This is a genomic window from Streptomyces smaragdinus (assembly GCF_009604385.1).
GTDB lineage: Bacteria > Actinomycetota > Actinomycetes > Streptomycetales > Streptomycetaceae > Streptomyces > Streptomyces smaragdinus.
In genome coordinates this window covers 1-23,448 of sequence record NZ_WEGJ01000026.1, presented here as the reverse complement: position 1 = coordinate 23,448, position 23,448 = coordinate 1, and the positions used below count along the sequence as shown (strand labels likewise).

General features: G+C 74.4%; 20 protein-coding genes. 14 read left to right on the top strand and 6 right to left on the bottom strand.

Annotation, left to right across the window (positions count from 1 at the left end):
* Positions 1–2 precede the first annotated feature (2 nt).
* The gene (locus tag SRB5_RS25440) at positions 3–296 is read right to left on the bottom strand and encodes a hypothetical protein (RefSeq protein ID WP_323378448.1); all 294 of its coding nucleotides are present in this window, start codon (positions 294–296) and stop codon (positions 3–5) included.
* Positions 297–402: 106 nt separating this feature from the next.
* Between SRB5_RS25440 and SRB5_RS25435 the strand changes: the two genes are divergently transcribed.
* Positions 403–1,491: a MerR family transcriptional regulator gene (locus tag SRB5_RS25435; protein ID WP_323378447.1), complete on the top strand. Its 1,089-nt coding sequence runs from the start codon at positions 403–405 to the stop codon at positions 1,489–1,491.
* On the top strand, positions 1,488–2,759 hold the full coding sequence (locus tag SRB5_RS25430) for an MFS transporter (RefSeq protein WP_323378446.1): 1,272 nt from the start codon (positions 1,488–1,490) through the stop codon (positions 2,757–2,759). Before SRB5_RS25435 ends, SRB5_RS25430 begins: the two co-directional genes overlap by 4 nt.
* A gap of 163 nt (positions 2,760–2,922) precedes the next feature.
* On the opposite strand, the gene SRB5_RS25425 is transcribed toward SRB5_RS25430, so the two are convergent.
* Complete coding sequence (locus tag SRB5_RS25425) at positions 2,923–3,324, bottom strand: hypothetical protein (protein ID WP_153455754.1); 402 nt, start codon at positions 3,322–3,324, stop codon at positions 2,923–2,925.
* Between the two features lie 258 nt (positions 3,325–3,582).
* On the opposite strand from SRB5_RS25425, the gene SRB5_RS25420 reads away from it, so the two are divergent.
* From SRB5_RS25420 to SRB5_RS25395, 6 genes are all read left to right on the top strand, one after another.
* The gene (locus SRB5_RS25420) at positions 3,583–6,030 is read left to right on the top strand and encodes a sensor histidine kinase (RefSeq protein WP_153455753.1); all 2,448 of its coding nucleotides are present in this window, start codon (positions 3,583–3,585) and stop codon (positions 6,028–6,030) included.
* On the top strand, positions 6,027–6,452 hold the full coding sequence (locus tag SRB5_RS25415; protein WP_456114916.1) for a roadblock/LC7 domain-containing protein: 426 nt from the start codon (positions 6,027–6,029) through the stop codon (positions 6,450–6,452). The genes SRB5_RS25420 and SRB5_RS25415 overlap by 4 nt, the downstream gene beginning before the upstream one ends.
* On the top strand, positions 6,452–6,643 hold the full coding sequence (locus SRB5_RS25410; RefSeq protein WP_153455752.1) for a hypothetical protein: 192 nt from the start codon (positions 6,452–6,454) through the stop codon (positions 6,641–6,643). The genes SRB5_RS25415 and SRB5_RS25410 overlap by 1 nt, the downstream gene beginning before the upstream one ends.
* A gap of 162 nt (positions 6,644–6,805) precedes the next feature.
* On the top strand, positions 6,806–7,564 hold the full coding sequence (locus SRB5_RS25405; protein ID WP_323378444.1) for an NUDIX hydrolase: 759 nt from the start codon (positions 6,806–6,808) through the stop codon (positions 7,562–7,564).
* A gap of 38 nt (positions 7,565–7,602) precedes the next feature.
* The gene (locus SRB5_RS25400; protein ID WP_153455751.1) at positions 7,603–8,526 is read left to right on the top strand and encodes a hypothetical protein; all 924 of its coding nucleotides are present in this window, start codon (positions 7,603–7,605) and stop codon (positions 8,524–8,526) included.
* Positions 8,523–9,791 carry an adenylosuccinate synthetase gene (locus SRB5_RS25395; protein WP_323378443.1) on the top strand — a complete coding sequence of 423 codons (1,269 nt, stop codon included), beginning with the start codon at positions 8,523–8,525 and terminating at the stop codon, positions 9,789–9,791. The genes SRB5_RS25400 and SRB5_RS25395 overlap by 4 nt, the downstream gene beginning before the upstream one ends.
* On the opposite strand, the gene SRB5_RS25390 is transcribed toward SRB5_RS25395, so the two are convergent.
* Together SRB5_RS25390 and SRB5_RS25385 are read right to left on the bottom strand one after the other, a co-directional pair.
* Positions 9,768–10,583: a M15 family metallopeptidase gene (locus SRB5_RS25390; RefSeq protein WP_153455750.1), complete on the bottom strand. Its 816-nt coding sequence runs from the start codon at positions 10,581–10,583 to the stop codon at positions 9,768–9,770. The genes SRB5_RS25395 and SRB5_RS25390 overlap by 24 nt on opposite strands.
* A 40-nt stretch (positions 10,584–10,623) precedes the next feature.
* Complete coding sequence (locus tag SRB5_RS25385; protein WP_153455749.1) at positions 10,624–12,906, bottom strand: glycoside hydrolase family 31 protein; 2,283 nt, start codon at positions 12,904–12,906, stop codon at positions 10,624–10,626.
* 282 nt (positions 12,907–13,188) lie between these two features.
* Here SRB5_RS25385 and SRB5_RS25380 point away from each other — a divergent pair, with 282 nt between their 5' ends.
* On the top strand, positions 13,189–15,189 hold the full coding sequence (locus tag SRB5_RS25380; RefSeq protein ID WP_153455748.1) for an acetoacetate--CoA ligase: 2,001 nt from the start codon (positions 13,189–13,191) through the stop codon (positions 15,187–15,189).
* Between the two features lie 92 nt (positions 15,190–15,281).
* On the top strand, positions 15,282–16,277 hold the full coding sequence (locus SRB5_RS37225) for a hypothetical protein (protein WP_153455747.1): 996 nt from the start codon (positions 15,282–15,284) through the stop codon (positions 16,275–16,277).
* Positions 16,278–16,354: 77 nt separating this feature from the next.
* On the opposite strand, the gene ptsP is transcribed toward SRB5_RS37225, so the two are convergent.
* Together ptsP and SRB5_RS25365 are read right to left on the bottom strand one after the other, a co-directional pair.
* Positions 16,355–18,025: a phosphoenolpyruvate--protein phosphotransferase gene (gene ptsP / locus SRB5_RS25370; RefSeq protein WP_153455746.1), complete on the bottom strand. Its 1,671-nt coding sequence runs from the start codon at positions 18,023–18,025 to the stop codon at positions 16,355–16,357.
* Between the two features lie 32 nt (positions 18,026–18,057).
* Positions 18,058–18,507: a PTS sugar transporter subunit IIA gene (locus SRB5_RS25365; RefSeq protein WP_153455745.1), complete on the bottom strand. Its 450-nt coding sequence runs from the start codon at positions 18,505–18,507 to the stop codon at positions 18,058–18,060.
* 234 nt (positions 18,508–18,741) lie between these two features.
* Here SRB5_RS25365 and SRB5_RS25360 point away from each other — a divergent pair, with 234 nt between their 5' ends.
* The 4 genes from SRB5_RS25360 (at position 18,742) to SRB5_RS25345 (ending at position 23,368) form a co-directional block, all read left to right on the top strand.
* A complete protein-coding gene (locus tag SRB5_RS25360) occupies positions 18,742–19,350 on the top strand; it encodes a CDP-alcohol phosphatidyltransferase family protein (RefSeq protein ID WP_323378442.1) in 609 nt (202 codons plus the stop codon).
* A 132-nt stretch (positions 19,351–19,482) separates the two neighbouring features.
* The gene (locus SRB5_RS25355; protein WP_153455743.1) at positions 19,483–21,990 is read left to right on the top strand and encodes a sugar phosphate nucleotidyltransferase; all 2,508 of its coding nucleotides are present in this window, start codon (positions 19,483–19,485) and stop codon (positions 21,988–21,990) included.
* A gap of 161 nt (positions 21,991–22,151) precedes the next feature.
* Positions 22,152–23,039 (top strand): DUF881 domain-containing protein, encoded by an 888-nt coding sequence (locus SRB5_RS25350; RefSeq protein ID WP_153455742.1) that lies wholly within the window; start codon positions 22,152–22,154, stop codon positions 23,037–23,039.
* Positions 23,036–23,368: a small basic family protein gene (locus tag SRB5_RS25345; protein ID WP_153455741.1), complete on the top strand. Its 333-nt coding sequence runs from the start codon at positions 23,036–23,038 to the stop codon at positions 23,366–23,368. Before SRB5_RS25350 ends, SRB5_RS25345 begins: the two co-directional genes overlap by 4 nt.
* Positions 23,369–23,448 lie beyond the last annotated feature (80 nt).

The window sequence follows — 23,448 nt, the reverse complement described above, 5'->3', positions numbered from 1 at the left end:
ACTCACGCCTCCGGGAGCACCTCGTACCCGGCAAGGCACAGCCTGAACCGGCACTCGTCCTCGGCCTCGACGAACACCTCCCGCCCCCAGTGGGCGGTGAGCCGGTGCGCGACCTCGACCAGGCGGCGCCGGTCCTGCGGCGTATGGGCGGGAAACCGGACCCAGCCCTGATCGGCGATCGTGTTCCCGAGCTCGCCGAACAACACGGCCCGAAACCGCCGCTCCTCCTCGTCCGTCAGGGGCGCGGGCGCGTCCTCGGCGGGCAGCTCCCGCACTCCGTACAGGTCTCGAATCACGGTGGGGCTCGCAATCTGCCGCAGGTCTGTCCGGTGGGAGCATAGGCCGGTTGACCTTCCCCCCGGGGCAAGCCCCAGCATCAGGGGAAACGAGGAGGAGGTGGCGGTGCCGGAACTGCTGACCATCGGGGTGTTCGCGCGGGCCGTGGGGCTGTCGGCCAAGGCGCTGCGGTTGTACGACGAGCTCGGGCTGTTGCCGCCGGCCGTGGTGGACGGGGATTCCGGCTACCGGTTCTACGAGCCGGCGCAGGCCGAGCGGGCCCGGCTGATCGCCTGGCTGCGGCGGGTCGGGATGCCGCTGACGGAGATCCGTGAGGTGTGCGAGATGGCGCCGGGGGAGGCGGCGGGCGCGGTCTCGCGGTACTGGGAGCGGGTGCTGGCCGAGACCGCCGCCCGCGGGCGGCTCGCCGGGTTTCTCGTCGACTCGCTGACCGGGAGCGGGAGTGCCCTGGACACGAGCGGGCCCGTCCTCGGGATCCGGTACGCCGCCCGCTCCGAGTCCGGGCTCGTCCGTACGAGCAACGAGGACACCGTCTACGCAGGACCCGGGCTGCTGGCGGTCGCCGACGGCGTGCGCGGTGCCGGTGGGCGGCGGGCGAGCGCGGCGGCCGTCGACGCGCTGCGGGCCCTCGAGCACGCCGACGTGGCCGGGGAGGCGCTGCTCGGCGCGGTGGCGGAGGCCGTGGGGGAGGCCGATCGGGCCATCGCGCGGATCGCCGCGTCCACGCCGGAGGGCGGGGCCGTCACGACGCTCACCGCCCTGGTGTGGTCCGGGTCGCGGCTCGCGCTGGTGCACGTGGGCGACAGCCGGGCCCATCTGCTGCGCGGGGGCGAGCTGTTCCGGATCACCGACGACCACACCCATGTGCGCGCCCTCGTCGACCAGGGGCGGCTCACCGAGGAGGAGGCCGCCTCGCACCCGCAGCGCTTCCTCCTGGCCCGGGCGCTGACCGGTACGGGGCGCACGAAGCCGGACCTGTCGCTGCACGGCGCCGAGGCCGGCGACCGCTATCTGCTCTGCTCCGACGGGCTGTCCGCCGTCGTCCCGGCCGACGCACTGCGCGATGCGCTGGCCGCCGGGGCCGGCCCCCGGGAGACGCTCGGCGAACTCGTCGCCCGCGCCTACCGGGCGGGCGCCCCCGACAACGTGGCCTGCGCGGTCGCCGACGTCGTCGCGCTGGACCCGGCCCGGTGAGGCTCAGCGCGTACACGGTCGATCGCCGGCCGCTGGCCGTCGCCCCGTACCGCCGGCTGTGGACGGCGTCGGTGATCGGGGCCGTGGGCGGGTCGTTCAGCGTGGTGGCCGTGCCGGCGCAGCTCTACGCGGTGACGGGGTCGTCGGCGACGGTGGGCACCGCCGCCGCGGTGTCCTTCGTCGCCCTGGTGGCCGCCGCGCTGTGGACGGGGGCCGCGGCCGACGTTCGGGACCGGCGCCGGGTGCTTCTCGCCGCGTACGCCGGGCTGGCCCTGACGTACACCGGACTGTGGGCGCAGGCGGTGCTGGGCGGGCGGTCGGTGCCCGTGCTGCTGGTACTGGTGGCCTGCCAGGGGCTGACGTTCGGCTCGATCATGACGGCGATGGGCGCGGCCGTGCCCCGGCTCGTCCCGCGCGAGCTGCTGGCCGCGGCGAACAGCCTGAGCGCGCTGGTCCGTTACACCGGGGCGATCCTCGGCCCGGTGCTGGCCGGGGTGCTGATCCCCGTGACGGGACTCGCCGCCCTGTACCTGTGCGACGCGGTGGCGCTGCTGGCCGTCCTGGTCGCCGTGTTCCGGCTGCCTCCCCTGCCCCCTGCCGGACGCAGGGGAGGCTCCACCGTCGCCCAGCTCCTCACCGGCTTCCGCCATCTCGCCGCGAGCCGCCTCCTCGTCGCCGTCCTCGCGGTGGACCTCGCCGCGATGGTCTTCGCCATGCCGACGGCCCTGTTCCCCGAACTCGCCCGGCACACCTACGGCGGCCCCGCCGGCGGCGGCACCGAGCTGGGGCTGCTCTACGGGGCCTACCCGGCGGGGGTGTTCGCCGCCGGGCTGCTCTCCGGCGCGTTCACCCGCGCCCGCCGCCACGGCGCGCTGATGGCCGCGGCGGCGGGCGTCTGGGGGATCACCGTGGTGGGCCTGGGCCTCGCGTCCACGCTGCCCCTGGCGCTGACCGCCCTCTTCCTCGGCGGCGCCGTGAACTTCGTCCTCAGCACCTTCCGCAACGCCATCACCCAGGCGCACACCGACGACGCGCTGCGCGGCCGTATCCAGGGCTCCCTCACCGTCGTCCTGATCGGCGGCCCGCAACTGGCCAACCTCCTGCACGGCACCGCCGCCTCCGCCTTCGGCCCCCGCCCGGTGATCTGCGCCGGCGGACTGCTCACCGCGGCCGCCGTCGCGGCGCTCGTCCGGGCCGTCCCGGAGCTGCGCCGCTACGACGCCGGCAGCGGCATGTCCCACCCCCCGACCACCACCCCGTCCGCATAGGCCCGCAGGGCGAGCGCGCCTCGAGGGTGCGTGGACGATCACCCGACAAGCGTCAAGATGCGTGGAACGGCCATATATTTCAACCCCGTTGGGTCGAAAAACGGCCGAAAACAACAGGCCCCCGGGACGTCGTCCGGGGGCCGGCCATGAGTCCTTCGCCGCGCTACGCGGCCTCGCTCAGCCGTCTCGCGGGGCGGCCGCGGGGCGCGGGACGGCGGGCGCGCCTGCGCTCGCGGCGGCGCTCCCGGCGCAGGGCACGGGCCGCGCTGCTGGGGCTGGACACCACGCCGTTGCGCTGGTTCCACACCTGCCGGGTCACCCAGACGTCCAGCACCCCCCAGGTCGCCACCACCGTGCTCACTATCGAGCTGAGCGCCATGGGGAATCCGAGCCATGATCCGGTGAGCGTGGCGAGAAAGGCCACCATCGCCTGCACGATGGTCACCGAGGCGATGATGACGGCCCGGACCGCCGCGGTGCGTACGGGATCGGGCAGCCGCGGTGTGCCGACCGGATCCTCGACCCAGAGCGGTCCGCGCGGCCGTGACCTGTCCACCCTGCCCATCGGGTCTCCTCCCCCTGCCGTCCCGCCGATCTTAGTCCCGTCCCGGCCATCGGGACGGGGCGAGATGCCCGGCTCAAGACTGACTGCCCCTCTTGGCACGGTTTGAAAAGCCCGCATCCGAACTGTTCTCATGTACCAACGACAGGGCTCCCCTTCGAGTTGCGCCGCGCGCAGTAGTAGGCTCGCGCCGTTTACGGGGATGAGCACGCAGTACACGACCCGAACCGACCTGAGCGCCAGAAGTGACCTGGGGAGTCCATGCGCCGTCACGGGAAGTCGATCCGTCGTACCATGGTGGCGCTGCTCATTGTGCCCCTTGTGTCACTGACCGCGATCTGCGGCTTCGCCACGGTCCTCACGGCGCGCGAGGCGATGCGTCTGCGTGAGGCGGCGCCGCTTGTCGACAAAGTGATCCTTCCGGCCGGGGACGTCATGCAGGCCGTGCAGGACGAACGCCGCCGTTCGCTGGTGCTCCTCTCCGACCCGATGGACAAGTCCGCCGCCCGTGAACTGAAGGAGACCCAGGGCCGTACCGACCGGACGATCGCGGTGCTCGAACGCAACGCGGGCGCCGACGGCATACGCGGCGCCCTCGGCGGCGGAGCGGCGGAGCGGCTGGACGCGGCGGTCGGGGGACTGCGGGGGCTGGCCGCCCTGCGCCAGGGCGTCGCCTCGGGGGTGCTCGCCCGCGGGGTGGCCTTCACGTCGTACAACGATCTGATCGACCCCTGCTCCGCCTTCCTCGCCGCCGTGCGCACCGTCGACGACGTGGACCTCGACCGCCGGAGCCGCGCCGTCATCGGTATGGGCCTGGCCCGGGAAGCGCTCGCACGTGAGGACGCGCTGCTGACCGCCGCGCTGGTGTCGACCCGGATGGGCGCGGGCGAACTGCGGGAGTTCGGGCACTACGCCGGGCAGCGGGAGCTGCTGGTCGAGACCCATCTGCCGCTGCTGGCCGACGCGGACCGGACGGCCTACGAGCGCTACTGGAACGGGTCCGTCCCGGACGCGCTGCGCCGGCTGGAGGAGACCGCCGTCGCCGCCGGCCCCGACGCGGCGCCCCGCCGGACGGACGCCAAGCGGTGGGCCGAGGCGGCGGGCACGGTCCTGGACGACACGGCCCGGCTCGACGTACAGGCCCTGGAACGGTACAAGGCACAAGTGGAGCCGCGGGCCTCGCGGGTGCTGACCGAGGCGGCCGTCACGGGGCTGATCGGGCTGTTCGCCCTGACCGTGTCGGTCCTGGTGCCGGTCAGGGTCGGCCGGCGGCTGGCGCGCGACCTGTCCGCGCTGCGCCACCACGCCGGGGAGGCCGCCGAGGTGCAACTGCCCCGGGTGCAGCGCAGGCTGGCGGCAGGCGAGGAGATCGACGTCGACGCGGAGGTGCCGCGGCCGGTCTTCCCCGCCAGCGAGATCGGCCGGGTGGAGCGGGCCGTGGGCACCCTGCAGCGGGCGGCCGTCGAGGCCGCCGTCCGGCAGGCGGAGATGCGCCAGGCGATCGGCGAGGTCTTCGTCAACCTCGCGCGCCGCAGCCAGGCCCTGCTGCACCGGCAGCTGAGCCTCCTGGACGACATGGAGCGCCGTACCAAGGACGCGGCGGAACTGGCCGACCTGTACCGGCTGGACCACCTCACCACCCGGATGCGCCGGCACGCGGAGGGTCTGGTCATCCTCTCCGGCGCCGCCCCCTCCCGGCAGTGGCGCCGGCCCGTCCCGCTGCTGGACGTGGTCCGCGCGGCCACCGCGGAGGTGGAGGACTACGAGCGCGTCGAGGTCGGGGAGCTGCCGTCGGTGGCCGTGCGGGGGCACGCCGTCGCGGGGCTGGTTCATCTCATCGCCGAACTGATCGAGAACGCCACGGTGTTCTCCCCGCCGACGTGCGTGGTGGACGTGAGCGGCACCGGCGGGGACACGCTGCGGATAACGGACCGCGGGCTCGGGATGTCGGACGAGGCGCTGCTGCAGGCCAACCTCAAGCTGGCGGAGACCCCGGAGTTCGCGCTGACGGACACCGACCGGCTGGGGCTGTTCGTGGTCAGCCGGCTGGCCCGCCGGCTGGGTCTGCGGGTGACGCTGGAGCGCGTGCCCCAGGGCGGGCTCGCCGCCGTCGTGGTCATCCCGGCGGAGCTGCTGGCCGAGGCCGACGAGACGCTCGTACAGACGCTGCGGGTGCCGAAGCGGCGGCCGGCGCCGGTCGAGCAGCACGAGTTCGCCCCGGAGCGCACGGTACGGCTGCGTCCGTCCCAGCGCCGGCCGCGGCCCGCCCCCGTCCGGGCCCCGGCCCGTCAGCCGGTACGGGACGAGCCGTACCCGCACGGCGCGCCGGAGCGGCCCGTACCGGCCCCGGCCGCTCCCGCGCAGCCCTCGCTCCCGTCCCCGTCCCGGCGCCGGCGGGCGGCCGCGGCGGCGGGCGGGCGGTCGCCGCTGCCGCGCCGTGCGCCGCGGCCCGCGGGCGGCGGTCAGGTCAAGGCGGCCCAGGCGGTCGCCGGGAAGCGCCGCGAGGAGCGCGACGCCGACGAGGTGCGCAGCACCATGTCCGCCATCCAGAGCGGCTGGCAGCGCGCCCGCGCCGCCAACGAGGCCGCCGAACGGCGCGCGGACACCGGACCCGCCGGCCATCCGTCCGACACCGACCCCGTCACCGACACCCTCGAACTCGCGAAGACAGACCCCACCGCGCACCCCCCGAAAGGAGACAGCCCGTGACCCCGCACGACCCCCCGGGCCCCCAGTCCACCGACCAGGACCGGCTGAGCTGGCTGCTGGACGACCTCGTCGAACGGGTCCCGAGCGTCCGGATGGCCCTCGTGCTGTCCGGCGACGGACTCGCGATGGGGGTGTCCCGCGACGTCGAACGGGAGGACGCCGAACATCTCGCGGCGCTCGCCTCGGGCTTCCACGGTCTGGCCAAGGGCATCAGCACCCGGTTCGAAGCGGGCGCGGTGCGCCAGACGGTCGTCGAACTCGACGAGGCGTTCCTGTTTGTCACCGCCGCCGGCAGCGGCAGCTGTCTCGCCGTGATGGCCGAGGCGGCGGCCGACATCGGGCAGATCGCGTACGAGATGACCCTCCTGGTGAAGCGGGTCGGCGACCATCTGGCGGCCGCTCCGCGCGCCACGGACGAGTGATGATGGCCGCGGTACCGGCGTCGTACTACGACGACGCCCAGCCCGTGGCGCGGCCCCGTCCGCCGGTCCAGGGACCGGCGGAACACGCCGCCGACGCGGCACCGGGGGAGGAGGCGGGCGCCGCCGACGGGGCGCGCGCCTCCGACGAGTTCCTGCTGCGCCAGCTCATCGAACGGCTGCGGGCCATGTGAGCGGTCCGTTCCCGTGACGGCCGCGTCCCGCTGTCGAGCGGGGCGCGGCCGTTGTCGTGGGCCTGCCCGGAAGTTGATCCGCGTGACTTCTTCCCCAGCGGTGCGCCCTGAGTTATTCTCGTATCGAGAAAGACTCGAAGTGAGAAGAACTGGGAGGCGGTTGTGCCGGACGAGGACTACCTCGCGAGCTACGACCCGGGTGCGTACCCGCCGTTCGCGGTGACCATCGACGTGGTCGTACTGACCCTGCGCGAGGGCGTGCTGAATGTGCTCCTCGTCCGCCGCGGCGGAGAGCCCTTCGCCGGGGCGTGGGCGCTGCCGGGCGGGTTCGTGCAGGCCGGGGCCGAGACGCTCGACGAGGCCGCCGCGCGCGAACTCGCCGAGGAGACGGGCCTGGACGAGGAGCGGGGCCTGGGCCGGGTGCATCTGGAGCAGCTCGGCACCTACGGCGATCCGGGCCGCGACCCGCGTATGGCGGTCGTCTCGGTGGCGTATCTGGCCTTCGCCCCGGACCTGCCCGAGGCGCACGCCGGCAGCGACGCCGCCGACGCGCGCTGGACACCCGTCGCGGAGGCGGAGGGGATGGAGCTCGCCTTCGATCACCGCCGCATCCTCGCCGACGGACTCGAACGCGCCCGCTCGAAGATCGAGTACACCCCGCTGGCGACCGCGTTCCTGAGCAAGGAGTTCACCGTCGGCGAGCTGCGCGCCGTCTACGAGACCGTCTGGGGCGCCGAGCTGCACGCGGGCAACTTCCACCGCAAGGTGCTCTCCGTCCCCGGCTTCGTCGAGTCCACCGGCGCCACCGCCGACCGGGCCGGCTCCCGCGGCGGACCCCGCGCCCGCCTCTACCGGGCGGGCGACGCCCGGCTGCTGCATCCCGCACTGCTGCGGCCCGACCGCGAGGACAGCGTGCGCTGACCGGCCGGACCACGTGAATCGATCGAAGGGGGAACACCATGGGAAGCGGACGCTGGTCCCACGACGTCTACGACGCGGCCGAACGGTTCCGCGCCGCGCAGGGCGTCGGCGCCTTCGCGTACAGCGACCACCACATGTCGGCCACCCCGCGCCACCACTGGCGCGCGCACCGGTCGCTCGACCCGTACGGGCTGCGGATCCGCGAGAGCCGCGACTCCGCCGAGCATCCCGCGTCCGTGCCCATCGCGGTGCTGTTCGACGTGACGGGCTCCATGCGGCGGGTGCCGCAGGTCCTCCAGGCCAAGCTGCCGGGCCTGTTCGGGCTGCTGCTGCGCAAGGGCTATGTACGCGACCCGCAGCTGCTGTTCGGCGCCATCGGCGACGCGACCTGCGACCGGGTGCCGCTGCAGCTCGGCCAGTTCGAGTCGGACAACCGGATGGACGACGACCTCGGCCACATCCTGCTGGAGGGCGGGGGCGGCGGCCAGGCCACCGAGAGCTACGAGCTCGCGATGTACGCGATGGCCCGCCACACCTCCCTCGACTGCTGGGAGAAGCGCCGCCGCAAGGGCTATCTGTTCATCGTCGGCGACGAGATGCCCTACGGCCGGGTGAAGGCCCGTGAGGTGCGCGACGTGATCGGCGACCGGATCGGCGAGGACATCCCGACCACGGCGATCCTGGCCGAACTGCGGCGGACGTACGAGGTGTTCTACATCCTGCCCGCCGGGACCTCGTACTTCGGCAACCGGGCCGTGCTGGACACCTGGCGCGGGCTGCTCGGGCAGAACGTCGTCGAGCTCGACGACCTGAACGCCGTCTGCGAGACCATCGCGCTGACCGTCGGGCTCGGCGAGGAGGCCATCGATCTGGCGGGCGGGCTGGCCGATCTGAGGGACGTCGGTTCGGACGCGGCTCCGGTCGTCGGGCGTGCCCTCGAATCGTTCAGGGGACACCGGTGAGCGAGCACACGATCGTCGTCGACCTCGGATACGGGGACGCCGGCAAGGGCGCCGTCGTGGACCGTCTCTGCAGGGGGGAGCCGGTGCACGCGGTCGTCCGCTTCAACGGGGGAGCGCAGGCCGGGCACAACGTGGTCACCGCCGACGGGCGGCACCACACCTTCGCCCAGTTCGGGTCCGGCACCCTCGCCGGGGCGGTCACCCATCTGTCGCGGTTCACGCTGGTCGACCCGCCGGCCCTCGCGGCGGAGGCGGACCATCTGGCGGCGCTCGGGATCGCGGCGCCGCTGCGGCTGCTCACCGTGGACCGCCGGGCGCCGCTCACCACCCCGTACCACGCCGCCGCGGGCCGGCTGCGGGAGCTCGCGCGGGGCGCGGGGCGGCACGGGTCGTGCGGGATGGGGATCGGGGAGGCGGCGGCCTATGCGCTGGCGCACCCGGACGACGCGCCGGTGGCCGGTGACTGTGTCTCGCGGCTGCGGCTGCTGCGGAAGCTGATTCTCCTGCGGGACCGGCTCACCGCGGAGCTGGGGCCGCTGGGGGCGCCGCCGGTGGAGGACTGCGCGGCGGCGTACGCGGAGTTCGGGCGGGCCGTGCGGCTGGTCGACGGGGACCATCTCGGGCGGCTGCTGGACCGCGGGCCGGTGGTCTTCGAGGGGGCGCAGGGGGTGCTGCTGGACGAGTGGCACGGCTTCCATCCGTACACCACCTGGTCGACGACGACCTTCGCCAACGCCGAGACGCTGCTGGCGGAGGCCGGGCGGGCGGGGGCGGCCCGGCGGATCGGTGTCGTACGGACGTACACCACCCGGCACGGTCCCGGGCCGCTGGTCACCGAGGATCCGGCGCTGGCGGCCGTGCTGCCGGAGCCGCACAACGGGACCGGGCGGTGGCAGGGGGCGTTCCGGGTGGGGCACTTCGACGCGGTGGCGCACGCGTACGCCGTCGGGGTCTGCGGGGGAGTGGACGGGCTCGCGGTCACGCATCTGGACCGGGTGGCGGACTGTCCGGGGCTGCGTCTGGTCGGGGCGTACGACGTGGACGGGCGGACCGTCGAACGGCTTCCGGTGGGTCCTCCCGGTGACCTTTCGCGGCAGGCGCTGCTGACGGAGCGGTTGCTGTGTGCCGTGCCGGGGCGTCTCGTCGATCCGGGGCGCGATCCCCGGGCGTGGTCGGCGGCGGTGTCGGAGGCGCTGGGGGCGCCGGTGGTGATCGAGTCGTACGGGCCGGCCGCGGGGGTCCTATCGGCCGCCGTGAACCGATGAGCGCCGGACGGGGAAGTCGAAGGCGGTGTGGGGGAAGGGCTCGGGGCGGAAGCTGAAGTGCCACCACTCGTCGGGGAAGTTGACGAAGCCCTCCCGCTCGAGGGTGCGCGCCAGCAGCGCGCGGTTCGCCGCCGCCGCATCCCCGGCGCGGGGGTCGAGGGTGCGGGACAGGGGGTCGAAGCAGTCGTAACCGGTGCCCATGTCCGCCGAGTTGTCCGCGAACCGCTCGCCGTCCGGCGCGGTGCACGGCACGAGCCGCTGCCCCGGCCGGTAGCGGGCGGAGGCGGGCGCACCGAGCGGGACGAGGGTGACGTCCACCTCGCTGCCCCGGCTGTGCCCGGACGGGGCGGCCAGATACCTGTCCGCGAAGAGGCGGCCCTTGTCCACGGCCGGGTAGAACTCCCGGCGCATCCGGGTGTCGTGCGGGTCGGCCGCCCAGCGCAGGAAGTGGTCGACGGCGCGCCGCGGGCGATAACAGTCGTAGACCTTCAGGGAGTAGCCGCTGCGGCGCAGCGCCCGCTGCGCGCGGGCCAGGGCCTCGGCGGCGGGGCGGGTGAGGAGGCACACGGGCTCGTCGTAGCCGGGCACCGGCGCGCCGGTGAAGTTGTGCGGGCCGGCGTAGCGCATGTCCTGCAGCACCGTGGGGGCCACGTCGTCCAGGGCCGCGAATCCCGGCGGCGCCCGGTCGTCGCGCGGGTCCGCCGCCCGGGCGGCGAGCGGCGCGGCCGGGACGGCGCACAGGGCCGCGACGGTCAGCGCCAGGGCGCGCCGCGCGGCGGCGGAGGTCGGCATGACCCCTCGATTGTCCCAGGCCGGGCCCTCGCCCGTACGGTCAGATGCCCCGCACCCGTACCGGGTACCGCGGCCGTCCGCCGTCGGCCCGCGCGACGTGCACCCGCCCCGCGCGCCTGACGGTGTACTGCTCGACCTCCACCGGCTCCCAGCCGTCCGGCGCCCCGACGGCGACCGTCCCGCCGCCGCCCCGCCCCGGCGCGGGCGCCCACACCTCCAGCTCCACGCCCCCGTCGGGCCCCGCGACGGGCAGCACGCAGCCGGCCCGCGCCAGCACGGGGACCTCGCCGAGGGGCGCCGGTACGGTCACGCGCCCCGGACCGTCGTACGACCGTCCGTCACGCGTGTCGTACCAGCGTCCCCCCGGCAGCGGCACCGACCGCGTCCGCGCGCCCTCCTCCAGCACCGGCGCGACCAGCAGATCGTCGCCCAGCAGAAAGGCGTCCGCGCAGTCCCGCAGCGACCGCCGCTGCGGCTCGTGCCACCACAGCGGCCGCACGTACGGGGCACCGGTGCGCTGCGCCTGCACGGCGAGGGTCGCGAAGTACGGCAGCAGCCGCTCCCGTTCGCGCAGCGCGTCGCGGACGTGCTCCAGCACCGCCGGCCCGGACTCCCAGGGCTCCCCGCCTCCGGCCCCGCCCGCCGCGACGGTGCGGAACAGCGGCAGATACGCGCCGAGCTGGAGCCGGCGCAGATACAGCTCCGGCGAGGGGCGCCCGTCCGGGCCGCCGGTGTCCGGTCCCGAGTACGGCACCCCGCACAGCCCCAGCCCGATCACCGGGGCGAGGGACGCCCGCAGCCCCGGCCAGCCGGTCGCCATCTCCCCGGACCAGGCGCCCCCGTACCGCTGCAGGCCCGCCCACCCGGCGCGCGAGACCAGGAACGGGCGGTGGTCGGGGCGCAGTTCGCGCAGCCCCTCGTAGCCGGCCCGCGCCATCGTGAGGGCGTACACGTTGTGGGCCTCGCGGTGGTCGCCGCCCCGGCCATCCAGCGCGTGCCGGGCGCGGCGGGGGAGGGTGCCGCCGCCGGACGCCGCGAGGGACGACGGTTCGTCCAGGTCGTGCCGGAAGCCGTCGAAGCCCTGCTCCAGCCGCTGTGCGTACAGCCCGCCCCACCACTTGCGCACCCGCGGATCGGTGAAGTCGGGGAACACCACCGGCCCCGGCCGCGCCCCCCCGCGTACCGCCCGCCCCGCCGGATCGCGGACGAACGCGTCGATCGCCAGCCCCGCGTCGTACACCGGATCACCCGGGACGGCGGGCACACCCGGGCCGACGGCCGACACCAGCCGTATGCCCTCGCGCCGCAACTCCCGCGCGAGCTCCGCCGGCCGCGGGAAGCGGACGTCGTCCGCGGCGAACGCCCGGTGGCCGGCGTCCAGATGCACCGCCGCCAGCGGCAGCCCCCGCTCCCGGTAGCCGGCCGTCACCCGGCGCACCTCCGCCGCGCCGGCGACGCCCCGGCGGGCGTGCTGATGGCCCAGCGCCCACCGCGGGGGCACCACGGGCGCACCCGTCAGCGCCGTCCAGCCCTGCAGCAGCCGCGCCGGCGTACCGGCCAGCACCCAGTACCGCAGGGGGCCGCCCGTCATCCGCAACTCGCCGCGCCCCGGCCGGTCGTGGCCGGAACCGCCGCCCTCCGCGCCCTGCGTGAGCGCGCACCGCCCGTCCCAGCTGTTGTCGACGAACATCAGATGGCATCCGTCGTCGGCGACGACGAACTGCACCGGCATCGTGACCGGCGACGGATCGCCGCCCGGGCCGGTGTTCCAGAGCCGGAAGTCCCCGCCCGCGCGTCCGCCCGGCCCGAAGAACCGGGCGTCCGGCGCCACGCGCGAGTGCAGCACCCAGCGGACGTCCCCCGCGGAGCTCTCCCACCACCGAGGCGGCTGCTCCCGGCGCAGCAACTGCCCGCCCGGCGTCCGCACCTCCACCGCCCCGTGCCGCGAGACGGCGACCGTCAGCCGCTCGGACACGACCTGCCAGCCGCCGTCCTTGTCGGGCTCCAGATGGGCCCGCGCGTCGGGCTCCGGGCAGTCGCCCGCCAGCGCGTACGAGGGCTCCGGCGCGGCGCCGTCCCAGCCGAGGAAGACCGCGCCGCCGACCGTCACCCGGATCTCCAGCGTCGAACGGGCGAACCGCATCGTCCCGCCGCCGGGCCGCGGCCGGGCGTCGCGCAGGAGACCGGGGACCCTGGCCCGCTCGGCAGCGGGCCGCGACAGGTCCCGGTCGTCGCGGCGTGTCGCGCGGGCCGACCGGAGCGCCCGCGCCGCCCGCGTCCAGCCGATCAGCCGTGCACCCCGCACCAGGGACCGAACCTTCATGCAGCTCACAGTGCCATCCGCGGCCCGGGGACCGTAAACAGTTCAGTCCCTGTTCACCGCGAAGCCGCCTTCCCGTCGTCACTCGCCGTGCCCACCGGGTATGTGGCGGGGGCACACCGCCCCGGGCCCGGGGGTGGAGGCGGGTGCCCTGGTGTACATATCGATCATGTGACATCGTCCTGCCTGGGACCGCCCGAGGGCCGCCGGCCCGTGTCCGCCCGCCACCGCGCGTGCGGGGAGACCCACGACACCCACGACGCGTACGCACGGGAGCCGCCAGCCATGTCCACCACCCAGCAGCAGCCCGCCGCCGCGCCCGAGCCCCTGTGGCAGCCGGGGCCCGACCGGATCGCGGACGCCCGCGTCACCCGCTTCCACGCCTGGGCGGCCGCCCGGCACGGCGCCCCCGCGCCGGCGGGCGACGGCGCGGACTACGCGCGGCTGCACCGGTGGTCGGTCGACGAGCTCGAGCGGTTCTGGGCGGCGTTCACCGAGTGGGCGGGCGTGCGCTTCGACACGCCGTACGAGACGGTGCTGGGCTCCGCCGGCATGCCGGGGGCGCGCTGGTTCCCCGGCGCCACGCTGAACTACGCCGAGCACGCGCTGCGCCCCGGCGCCGCCGACGAGCCGGCCCTGCTGTACGTGACGGAGGACCGCGACCCCGCCCCCGTGACGTGGGGCGAGCTGCGGGCGCAGGTCGCGTCGCTGGCCGCCGAGCTGCGCCGGCTGGGGGTGCGGCCCGGGGACCGGGTGAGCGGCTATCTGCCGAACGTCCCGCAGGCGGTCACCGCGCTGCTGGCGACGGCGGCCGTCGGCGCCGTGTGGACGTCGTGCGCCCCGGACTTCGGCGCGCGCAGCGTGCTGGACCGCTTCCAGCAGGTCGAGCCCGTCGTGCTGTTCGCCGTCGACGGCTACCGCTACGGCGGCAAGGAGCACGACCGCCGCGACACCGTGGCCGAGCTGCGCCGCGAACTGCCGACCCTGCGGGCCGTCGTGCACATCCCGCTGCTCGGCACCCCGGCGCCCGGCGGCGCGCTGGACTGGACGGCCCTCACCACGCGCGAGGAGGAGCTCTCCTTCGAGCAGGTCCCGTTCGACCACCCGCTGTGGGTGCTCTACTCCTCCGGCACCACCGGACTGCCCAAGGCGATCGTGCAGTCGCAGGGCGGCATCCTCGTCGAACACCTCAAGCAGCTCTCCCTGCACTGCGACCTCGGGCCCGGCGACCGGTTCTTCTGGTACACCTCCACCGGCTGGATGATGTGGAACTTCCTCGTCTCCGGCCTGCTGGTGGGCAGTACGGTCGTGCTGTACGACGGCAGCCCCGGGTATCCGTCCACCGGCGCCCAGTGGCAGGTGGCCGAGCGGACCGGCGCCACGTTCTTCGGCACCTCGGCGGCGTACGTCATGGCCTGCAAGAAGGCCGGCGTACGCCCCGCCGCCGACCACGACCTGAGCCGGGTGCGGTGCGTCGCCACGACGGGCTCGCCGCTGCCGCCGGACGGGTTCCGCTGGATCCACGACGAGTTCGCCGCCGCCGGGACCGACATGTGGATCGCGTCCGTCAGCGGCGGCACGGACGTGTGCAGCTGCTTTGCCGGCGGCGTGCCGACGCTGCCCGTGTACATCGGCGAACTGCAGGCCCCGGGCCTGGGCACCGATCTGCGGTCGTGGGACCCGGCGGGCAGGCCGCTGGTCGACGAGGTCGGCGAACTCGTTGTCACCCGGCCGATGCCCTCCATGCCCGTCGGCTTCTGGAACGACCCCGACGGCAGCCGCTACCGGGACAGCTACTTCGAGATGTTCCCCGGCGTCTGGCGCCACGGCGACTGGATCACCCTCACCTCCCGCGGCACCGTGGTCATCCACGGCCGCTCGGACTCCACGCTCAACCGCCAGGGCGTACGGATGGGCTCCGCGGACATCTACGAGGCCGTCGAGCGCCTCCCGGAGATCCGCGAGTCGCTGGTCATCGGGGTGGAGGAGCCGGACGGCGGCTACTGGATGCCCCTGTTCGTCCACCTCGCTCCGGGCGCCGCCCTGGACGACGGTCTGCGGGCCAGGGTCAAACAGACGATCCGGGAGAACCTCTCCCCGCGCCATGTCCCCGACGAGATCATCGAGGTCGAGGCCGTCCCGCACACCCTCACCGGCAAGCGCCTCGAGGTCCCCGTCAAACGGCTGCTGCAGGGCACGGCGCTGGAGAAGGCCGTCAACCCCGGCTCCGTGGACCGCGTCGACCTGCTGCGGTTCTACGAGGAGCTGGGCCGGTCGCGCGGTTGAGCACCCCGTCCGACCTGCGGGGATCACGGATTGTCAGTGGCGAATACTACTCTGCGTAGCGAACAGTGGCACTACGTGGAGGGGGAATCGCCGTGGATACCCGACAGAACTGTCCGGACGGACCCGGGCGAGGCCAGGGCCGCAAAGGCGGGCGGACGGACCGGAGCGCGCGCCGCCGGCTGCGCCGCGAGGCGCCCAGCATCGTCGCCGTCCTGACCGACGAGGACGACTTCGCGGCCATGCGGGCCCGCCCGGGCTTCGGCTTCGACGACCACGGGACGTATCTGGACCAGATGGCGGCCCTGCTGCGCGCCCTGGCGAGCCAGGGGGTCCATGTCACGGTCGCCCGCTTCGACCCGGAGGAGTACGAGGCGTACTGCGACCGCCGCGGACTCGATCCCGGCGCCGGCGAGTCCCGGACCGTCTACACCGCCCAGCTGGCGCCGCTGCGCGCCACGGTCACGTACGAGGGCCAGACCATGCCCCGGCTGCTGCACGACCTGCGGCACGAGGACGCCCGGATGCGGATCTGGGAGCGCGCCACCCGGGAGCTGGCGGTGCTGGGCAGCTGCGAGGACTGCGGCGAGGACCTCGCCCGGGCCGGCTTCGACCGGGCGGTCGCGGCCTTCACCCGGCTGGTCGACGGGCTCGCCCCCGGCGGACACCATCTGGTGTGCAGCGTGCGGGACGGCGCGCTGACCGCCGTGCTGGAGGCCGAGCCCGACCCCGCCGGGGGCCATGTCTTCGAGGAGACCGACGCCCTCGACTTCTGTACGGTGCTGGCCGTCGCGTTCGCCCGCAACGGCGCCGGGGGCGTGGTGATGCGCAGCCTCCCCGCCGCGGCGGGCGGCCGGGAGCAGGTGCGGGGCTGGCGGCTGGCGCACGGCTGGCTCCAGCCGCTGTCGGAGGGCGAGGTGTTCAGCGCCTACTGCGAGGACGCGGCGACGGGCGAGCCGATCCCCCCGGAGCCGGACGTCGACTACCGGGCGGGGTATGCCGTCCCGCCGCCGCCCCCGGGATGCCGGCCGAGGGGATCGGAGCCCGACACCCGGCCGGGGGCGGATCCGGACGCCGAACCCGGCGGCTGAGCCCGCGACCCGGGCCCGGGTTCGGGCGGGCGCCGGGGCCGTCCGCCTCCCGCCCGCCCGGCACCCGGGCGCCCGCGTCACTCGCCGGAGAGCACCGTCCGCGCCGCCCGGCGCGCGTCCGCGGCCGAATCCGCGGCACGCGCCGCGGCCGCAGCGCGCTCGCACTGCGCGAGCGTGTGCCCGGCCAGCGCCGCCCGTACGTACGCGAGCGCCGCCGCACCCATCGAGAGGCTGGTGACCCCGAGCCCCGTGAGCACACACGCCAGCAGCGGATCCGACGCCGCCTCACCGCACACCCCGCAGCTCTTGCCCTCCGCCCGGGCCGCCTCGGCCGCCAGGGCGATCAGGTCGAGCAGCGCCGGCTGCCACGGGTCCTGCAGCCGTGCCACCGAGCCCACCTGCCGGTCCGCGGCGAAGGTGTACTGCGCCAGATCGTTGGTGCCCAGCGACAGGAACTCGACCTCCTGCAGGATCGACCGCGCCCGCAGCGCGGCCGACGGGATCTCCACCATCGCGCCGAACTTCGCCCGCAGCCCGGCCTCCCGGCAGGCCTCGGCGAACGCCGCGGCGTCCTGCCGGTCGGCGACCATCGGCGCCATCACCGCGAGGTACACCGGCAGCCCCCGCGCCGCCTCCGCCAGCGCCTCCAGCTGGGTGCGCAGCACCTCGGGATGGTCCAGCAGCGAGCGCAGCCCCCGCACGCCGAGCGCGGGGTTGGGCTCGTCGGCCGGGGTCAGGAAGCCGAGCGGCTTGTCGGCACCGGCGTCCAGCACCCGCACCACGACCCGGCCCCCGGGAAACGCCTCCAGCACCTCGCGGTACGCCGCGATCTGCTTGTCCTTCGAGGGCGCCGCGGCGGCGTCGTCGAGGAACAGGAACTCGGTACGGAAGAGCCCCACGCCCTCCGCGCCCGCCTCGAGCACGGCCGGCAGATCTCCCGGACCTCCGATGTTCGCCAGCAGTGGCACCTTGTGGCCGTCCGACGTCGCCCCCGGCCCGGTCGCCGCCGCCAGCGCCACCCGCCGCTCCTCGGCCCGGCGGGCCAGCTCGGCCCGCCGCTCGGCCGACGGTGCCACGAACACCTCGCCGGTGCTGCCGTCCACCGCGACGACCGTGCCCTCCGCCAGCTCCACCGCGCCCGCCAGCGCCACCACGGCCGGCACCCCCAGCGCCCGCGCCAGGATCGCGCTGTGGCTGGTCGGCCCGCCCTCCTCGGTGACGAAGCCGAGCACCAGGGACGGGTCCAGCAGCGCCGTGTCGGCCGGCGCCAGATCACGGGCGAGCAGCACGTACGGCTCGTCGCTGTCCGGCACCCCCGGCATCGGCACGCCGAGCAGCCGCGCCACGATCCGGTTGCGCACGTCGTCCAGATCGGCCACCCGCCCGGCCATGTACTCCCCGGCCCCGGCGAGGAGCTCGCGGTACGAGGCGAACGCGTCGTACACCGCCCGCTCCGCGGAACTGCCCACGTTGATCCGCCGGTTCACGTCCGCGGCCAGCTCCGGGTCCCGCGCCATCAGCGCCTGCGCCTCGAGCACCGCCTGCGCCTCGCCGCCGGCCAGATTGCCGCGCGCGAGCAGGTCCGCGGCGACCGCCTCGACGGCCTGGCGGGCGCGCTCCTGCTCGCGCGGCGCCTCCTGCGCCGGGACCGACTTGGCCGGCGGCTCGAGCACCGCCGTGCCCATGCGCCGCACCTCGCCGATCGCCACCCCGTGGCTCACGCCCACGCCCTGCAGGGTCGTCTCCATCACCCTCAGCCTTCCGTACCGCGCCCGGCGGTTCAGCTCCAGTCGAACAGCTTGTCACCGGCCCGCACCGCGCCGCTCTCCACCAGCGCGGACAGCGCCCGGGCGCCCGCCTCCAGGGCCACCACCGGCGAGAGGGGGGACTTGCCCGCCGCCTCCACCGCCGCCGGATCCCAGCGGACCAGCCCCTGCCCGCGGATCACCCGGTCACCCTTGTGCGCCAGCAGTTCGAAGCCCTCCCCGTTCAGCTGCACCGTGTCGATGCCCAGATGCGTCAGCACCCCGTGCCCTCCCGCGTCCACCACCACGAAGGCGTACGGATGCAGGGAGACGACCACACCGTCCACCGGAGCCACGGCCGTTCCCGGGGCGCGGTCGGGGTCGATCGCGGTGCCGGGACCCACCATCGCCTGGGAGAAGACGGGATCGGGAACGGCGGTGAGCGGGACGGCCTTTCCGGTGAGCGGGGACGTGACGGTGGTCATCCTGCCTCCAAGGTCCTGGCGGCCGGCGCCGCCGCTGACCGGCGCAAGGCTGCGGGCCGCCTGGGCAGCGTAACCAACCGGGCGCCGGCGTTCCGCGCGGAACGCGGCCAACCGGGGCCCCGACCAGCGGGGACCCGTGCGCCGGGGCGGCGGGGCGGGCCGGTAATGTCAGGGTGCGGCCGCAGCCCTGCGACACGCGATCAGCCAGCCGATTCGACAGCAGGAGGCCCCCGGGTGGAGGTCCAGGAGACGGCGGTCCAGACGGACCGGGTCCTCACCATCCCGAACATCCTCAGCATGGCGCGCCTGGTCGGCGTGCCGCTGTTCCTCTGGCTGATCCTCTGGCCGGAATTCGACGGCCCGGACAACGACGGCTGGGCGCTGCTCATCCTGGCCCTCAGCGGGATCAGCGACTACCTCGACGGCAAGCTGGCCCGCCGCTGGAACCAGGTCTCCAGCCTCGGCCGCATCCTCGACCCGGCCGCGGACCGCCTCTACATCGTCTCCACCCTGGTCGGCCTGACCTGGCGCGAGATCCTCCCCTGGTGGCTCACCGCGCTGCTGGTCGCCCGCGAGGCGATGCTCGCCGTCGCCGTCCTGGTGCTGCGCCGCCACGGCTATCCGCCGCCGCAGGTCAACTATCTCGGCAAGGCCGCCACACTCAATCTGATGTACGCCTTCCCGCTACTCCTCCTCAGTGACGGAAGTGGCTGGCTGCAATCACTCTCTGCTATTTTCGGATGGGCGTTCGCTGGCTGGGGTACGGCGCTGTACTGGTGGGCAGGGATCCTCTACGTGGTTCAGGTCCGCCGGCTGGTCCGGGCGGACGCCGCGGCCGACTAGCCCGCCGACGACGGCGCAGCTCGCGACCGGGTGCCCGCCCGTGCTTTCCGTGGCCTACTTGGCGGTGAGGTCGGTCAGCTCCTGACGCCCCAGGGGCTGAATCCGTCTGCTGCCAAGGAGGACGACTCCGACATGAAGGCCGTCGTGATGGCCGGCGGGGAAGGCACACGTCTTCGCCCGATGACCTCGAGCATGCCCAAGCCGCTGCTTCCGGTCGTGAACCGCCCGATCATGGAACACGTACTGCGGCTGCTCAAGAAGCACGGGCTCACCGAGACCGTGGTGACCGTGCAGTTCCTCGCCTCGCTGGTGAAGAACTACTTCGGTGACGGCGAGGAGCTCGGCATGGAGCTCACCTACGCCAACGAGGAACGACCACTGGGCACCGCCGGCAGCGTGAAGAACGCCGAGGACGCCCTGAAGGACGACGCGTTCCTCGTGATCTCCGGGGACGCGCTGACGGACTTCGACCTGACGGACCTGATCACCTTCCACAAGGAGAAGGGCGCCCTGGTCACGGTCTGTCTCACCCGGGTCCCCAACCCGCTGGAGTTCGGCATCACCATCGTGGACGACCAGGGCCGCGTCGAGCGCTTCCTGGAGAAGCCCACCTGGGGGCAGGTCTTCTCCGACACGGTCAACACCGGCATCTACGTCATGGAGCCGGAGGTCTTCGACTACGTCGAGAAGGACGCCTCCGTCGACTGGTCCGGCGACGTCTTCCCGCAGCTGATGAAGGAGGGCAAGCCGATCTACGGCTATGTCGCCGAGGGCTACTGGGAGGACGTCGGCACCCTGGAGAGCTACGTCAAGGCGCAGGCCGACGTGCTCGAGGGCAAGGTCGACACCGACCTCGACGGCTTCGAGATCTCCCCCGGCGTCTGGGTCGCCGAGGGCGCCGAGGTGCACCCCGACGCGGTGCTGCGCGGTCCGCTCTACATCGGCGACTACGCCAAGGTCGAGTCCGGCGTGGAGATGCGCGAGCACACCGTCATCGGGTCGAACGTCGTGGTCAAGTCCGGTGCGTTCCTGCACAAGACGGTCGTCCACGACAACGTCTACATCGGCCGGCACTCCAACCTCCGCGGCTGCGTCATCGGCAAGAACACCGACGTGATGCGCGCGGCCCGGATCGAGGACGGCGCGGTCGTCGGCGACGAGTGCCTGGTGGGCGAGGAATCGATCATCCAGGGCAATGTGCGGGTCTACCCGTTCAAGACCATCGAGGCGGGCGCGTTCGTCAACACCTCGGTGATCTGGGAGTCCCGCGGCCAGGCCCATCTCTTCGGCGCCCGCGGCGTCTCCGGCATCCTCAACGTCGAGATCACCCCGGAGCTCGCCGTCCGGCTGGCCGGCGCGTACGCCACGACGCTCAAGAAGGGCTCGACGGTCACCACCGCCCGCGACCACTCCCGCGGCGCCCGCGCGCTCAAACGGGCGGTCATCTCCGCCCTCCAGGCCTCCGCGATCGACGTCCGGGACCTGGAGAACGTACCGCTGCCCGTCGCCCGCCAGCAGACCGCCCGGGGCAGCGCCGGCGGGATCATGATCCGCACCACGCCCGGGGTGCCGGACTCCGTCGACATCATGTTCCTCGACGAACGGGGCGCCGACCTGTCCCAGGGCGCCCAGCGCAAGCTCGACCGGGTCTACGCCCGCCAGGAGTACCGGCGCGCCTTCCCCGGCGAGATCGGCGACCTCAGCTTCCCCGCGAGCGTCTTCGACAGCTACACCGGCGCCCTGCTGCGCGCCGTGGACACCACCGGCATCGCCGAGTCGGACCTGAAGGTCGTCGTCGACGCCACGAACGGCAGCGCGGGCCTGGTCCTGCCCAGCCTGCTGGGCCGCCTCAAGGTCGACTCGCTCACCATCAACCCGGGCCTGGACGAGTCCCGGCCCACGGAGACGCCCGAGTCCCGGCGGGCCGGCCTGGTCCGCCTCGGCGAGATCGTCGCCTCCGCGCGCGCCGCCTTCGGGGTGCGCTTCGACCCTGTCGGCGAGCGGTTGTCGCTGGTGGACGAGCTGGGCCGGATCGTGGAGGACGACCGGGCGCTGCTGGTGCTGCTCGACCTGGTGGCCGCCGAGCGGCGCAGCGGGCGCGTCGCGCTGCCGGTGACCACGACCCGGATCGCCGAGCAGGTCGCGGCGTACCACGGCACCCAGGTGGAGTGGACGACCACGTCGCCCGACGACCTCACCCGGGTGGGGCGCCAGGACGGCACGGTGTTCGGCGGCGACGGCCGCGGCGGGTTCATCGTGCCGGAGTTCTCCTCCGTGTTCGACGGCGCCGCCGCCTTCGCCCGGCTCATCGGTCTGGTCGCCCGGACCCAGCTCACCCTCAGCCAGATCGACGCGCGCATCCCGCGGGCCCATGTCCGGCGTCGTGATCTGGCCACCCCGTGGGCGGTCAAGGGTCTGGTCATGCGGCGGGTCGTGGAGGCCGCGGGGACGCGGTCGGTGGACACCACCGACGGGGTCCGGGTCGTCGAGGCGGACGGCCGCTGGACGCTCGTCCTGCCCGATCCCGCGGAGGCCGTCACCCATCTGTGGGCGGAGGGCCCGGACGACGCCTCCGCCCAGGCGCTGCTGGACGAGTGGACGGCGGTCGTGGACAGCGCCGGCCAGGGCGCCGGCGGCTAGGACTCCGGCAGCCAGCGGTACGGACCGTCCCGGCGCCGGATCCCCGAACCGACGGGATCCGGCGCCGGTCGTGCGCGCGGCCGTACGCGTACAGCCGGCCATTCGAACGCCAGTCCCGATCGGTGACCCGGAGTTCGTCCGCGCACCCCGCCCGTGTCAGGATGTGCGCCATGCCGCAGCAGGGACCCGAACGGAGCAGCGCGCGCCCGCGCCCGGACGCCTCCATGTCCCTGCTCACGGAGATCATGGAGCACAGCCTCGACGACGGCTACGCCGAGGCGGCCCGCCGCGAGAAGACCGCCCCCCGCTCCACCGGCACCCGCCTCGTGGTCGCCGCCGGACTGATGATCGCCGCCCTGATCGTCACCGTCGCCGCCACCGAGGCCCACGACGCGGCCCCGGTGATCGCCGAGGAGCGGGCCAACCTCATCGACCGCGTCGAGGACGAGACGGCCGAGGCGGACGACCTGCACGGCGAGGTCGACCGGCTGCGCCAGGACCTCGAGGACAGCCGTTCGAAGGCCCTGGACAACGAGGGCGCCGCCGCCCTGGAGCGCCTCGGCCTGCTCTCCGGCGCGATCGACGTGGAGGGTCCCGGCGTCAGGCTCGTCGTGGACGACGCGGAGACCACCGCCTCCGCCGGGGGCGACGGACCGCGCCGGTCGACCGGCTTCACCGACACCGGACGACTGCGCGACCACGATCTGCAGAAGGTGGTGAACGGGCTCTGGGCCGCCGGCGCGGAGGCCGTGTCGGTCAACGGCCAGCGGCTCACCGCCCTGTCCGCGATCCGCGCCGCGGGCGACGCCATCGTCGTCGACAACCGGCCGCTGGCCCCGCCGTACACGCTGCTCGCGATCGGCGACGGCGACCGGCTCAGCGACACCTTCCAGAACGGCGCGGACGGCCGGTACCTGTACGTGCTGCAGGAGAACTACGGGATCCGCACCAGCATCTCGACGCAGGACAAGGTCAGTCTGCCGGCCGCGGCCGGCCTCACCGTACGCAACGCACAGCCGGCCGGGCCGGCGGGGAAGGTCACGTCTTGATCGCGGTACTGGGGCTCATCCTGGGAGTCGTCGTCGGATTCTTCGTCCGGCCCGAGGTGCCCACGGCGTTCGAGCCCTACCTCCCCATCGCCGTCGTCGCCGCGCTGGACGCGGTCTTCGGCGGACTGCGGGCCATGCTCGACGGCATCTTCGACGACAAGGTCTTCGTGGTGTCGTTCCTGTCGAACGTGGTCGTCGCCGCCCTGATCGTCTTCCTCGGCGACCAGCTCGGCGTCGGCGCCCAGCTGTCCACCGGCGTGGTCGTCGTGCTCGGTATCCGGATCTTCTCCAACGTGGCCGCCATCCGCCGCCACGTCTTCCGGGCGTGAGGGGCGTGAGGCAGATGAACGACGACGACCGCGCACACCACCACCACGCCGCCCCCCGCCCCGACCCGGCGCCCGTGCCC

Excerpts from the sequence above, each read along its gene's own strand:
- SRB5_RS25425 (WP_153455754.1), bottom strand. The coding sequence starts at position 3,324 with ATGGGCAGGGTGGACAGGTCACGGCCGCGCGGACCGCTCTGGGTCGAG.
- SRB5_RS25420 (WP_153455753.1), top strand. The coding sequence starts at position 3,583 with ATGCGCCGTCACGGGAAGTCGATCCGTCGTACCATGGTGGCGCTGCTC.
- SRB5_RS25410 (WP_153455752.1), top strand. The coding sequence starts at position 6,452 with ATGATGGCCGCGGTACCGGCGTCGTACTACGACGACGCCCAGCCCGTG.
- SRB5_RS25400 (WP_153455751.1), top strand. The coding sequence starts at position 7,603 with ATGGGAAGCGGACGCTGGTCCCACGACGTCTACGACGCGGCCGAACGG.
- SRB5_RS25390 (WP_153455750.1), bottom strand. The coding sequence starts at position 10,583 with ATGCCGACCTCCGCCGCCGCGCGGCGCGCCCTGGCGCTGACCGTCGCG.
- SRB5_RS25385 (WP_153455749.1), bottom strand. The coding sequence starts at position 12,906 with ATGAAGGTTCGGTCCCTGGTGCGGGGTGCACGGCTGATCGGCTGGACG.
- SRB5_RS25380 (WP_153455748.1), top strand. The coding sequence starts at position 13,189 with ATGTCCACCACCCAGCAGCAGCCCGCCGCCGCGCCCGAGCCCCTGTGG.
- ptsP (WP_153455746.1), bottom strand. The coding sequence starts at position 18,025 with ATGGAGACGACCCTGCAGGGCGTGGGCGTGAGCCACGGGGTGGCGATC.
- SRB5_RS25365 (WP_153455745.1), bottom strand. The coding sequence starts at position 18,507 with ATGACCACCGTCACGTCCCCGCTCACCGGAAAGGCCGTCCCGCTCACC.
- SRB5_RS25355 (WP_153455743.1), top strand. The coding sequence starts at position 19,483 with ATGAAGGCCGTCGTGATGGCCGGCGGGGAAGGCACACGTCTTCGCCCG.
- SRB5_RS25350 (WP_153455742.1), top strand. The coding sequence starts at position 22,152 with ATGTGCGCCATGCCGCAGCAGGGACCCGAACGGAGCAGCGCGCGCCCG.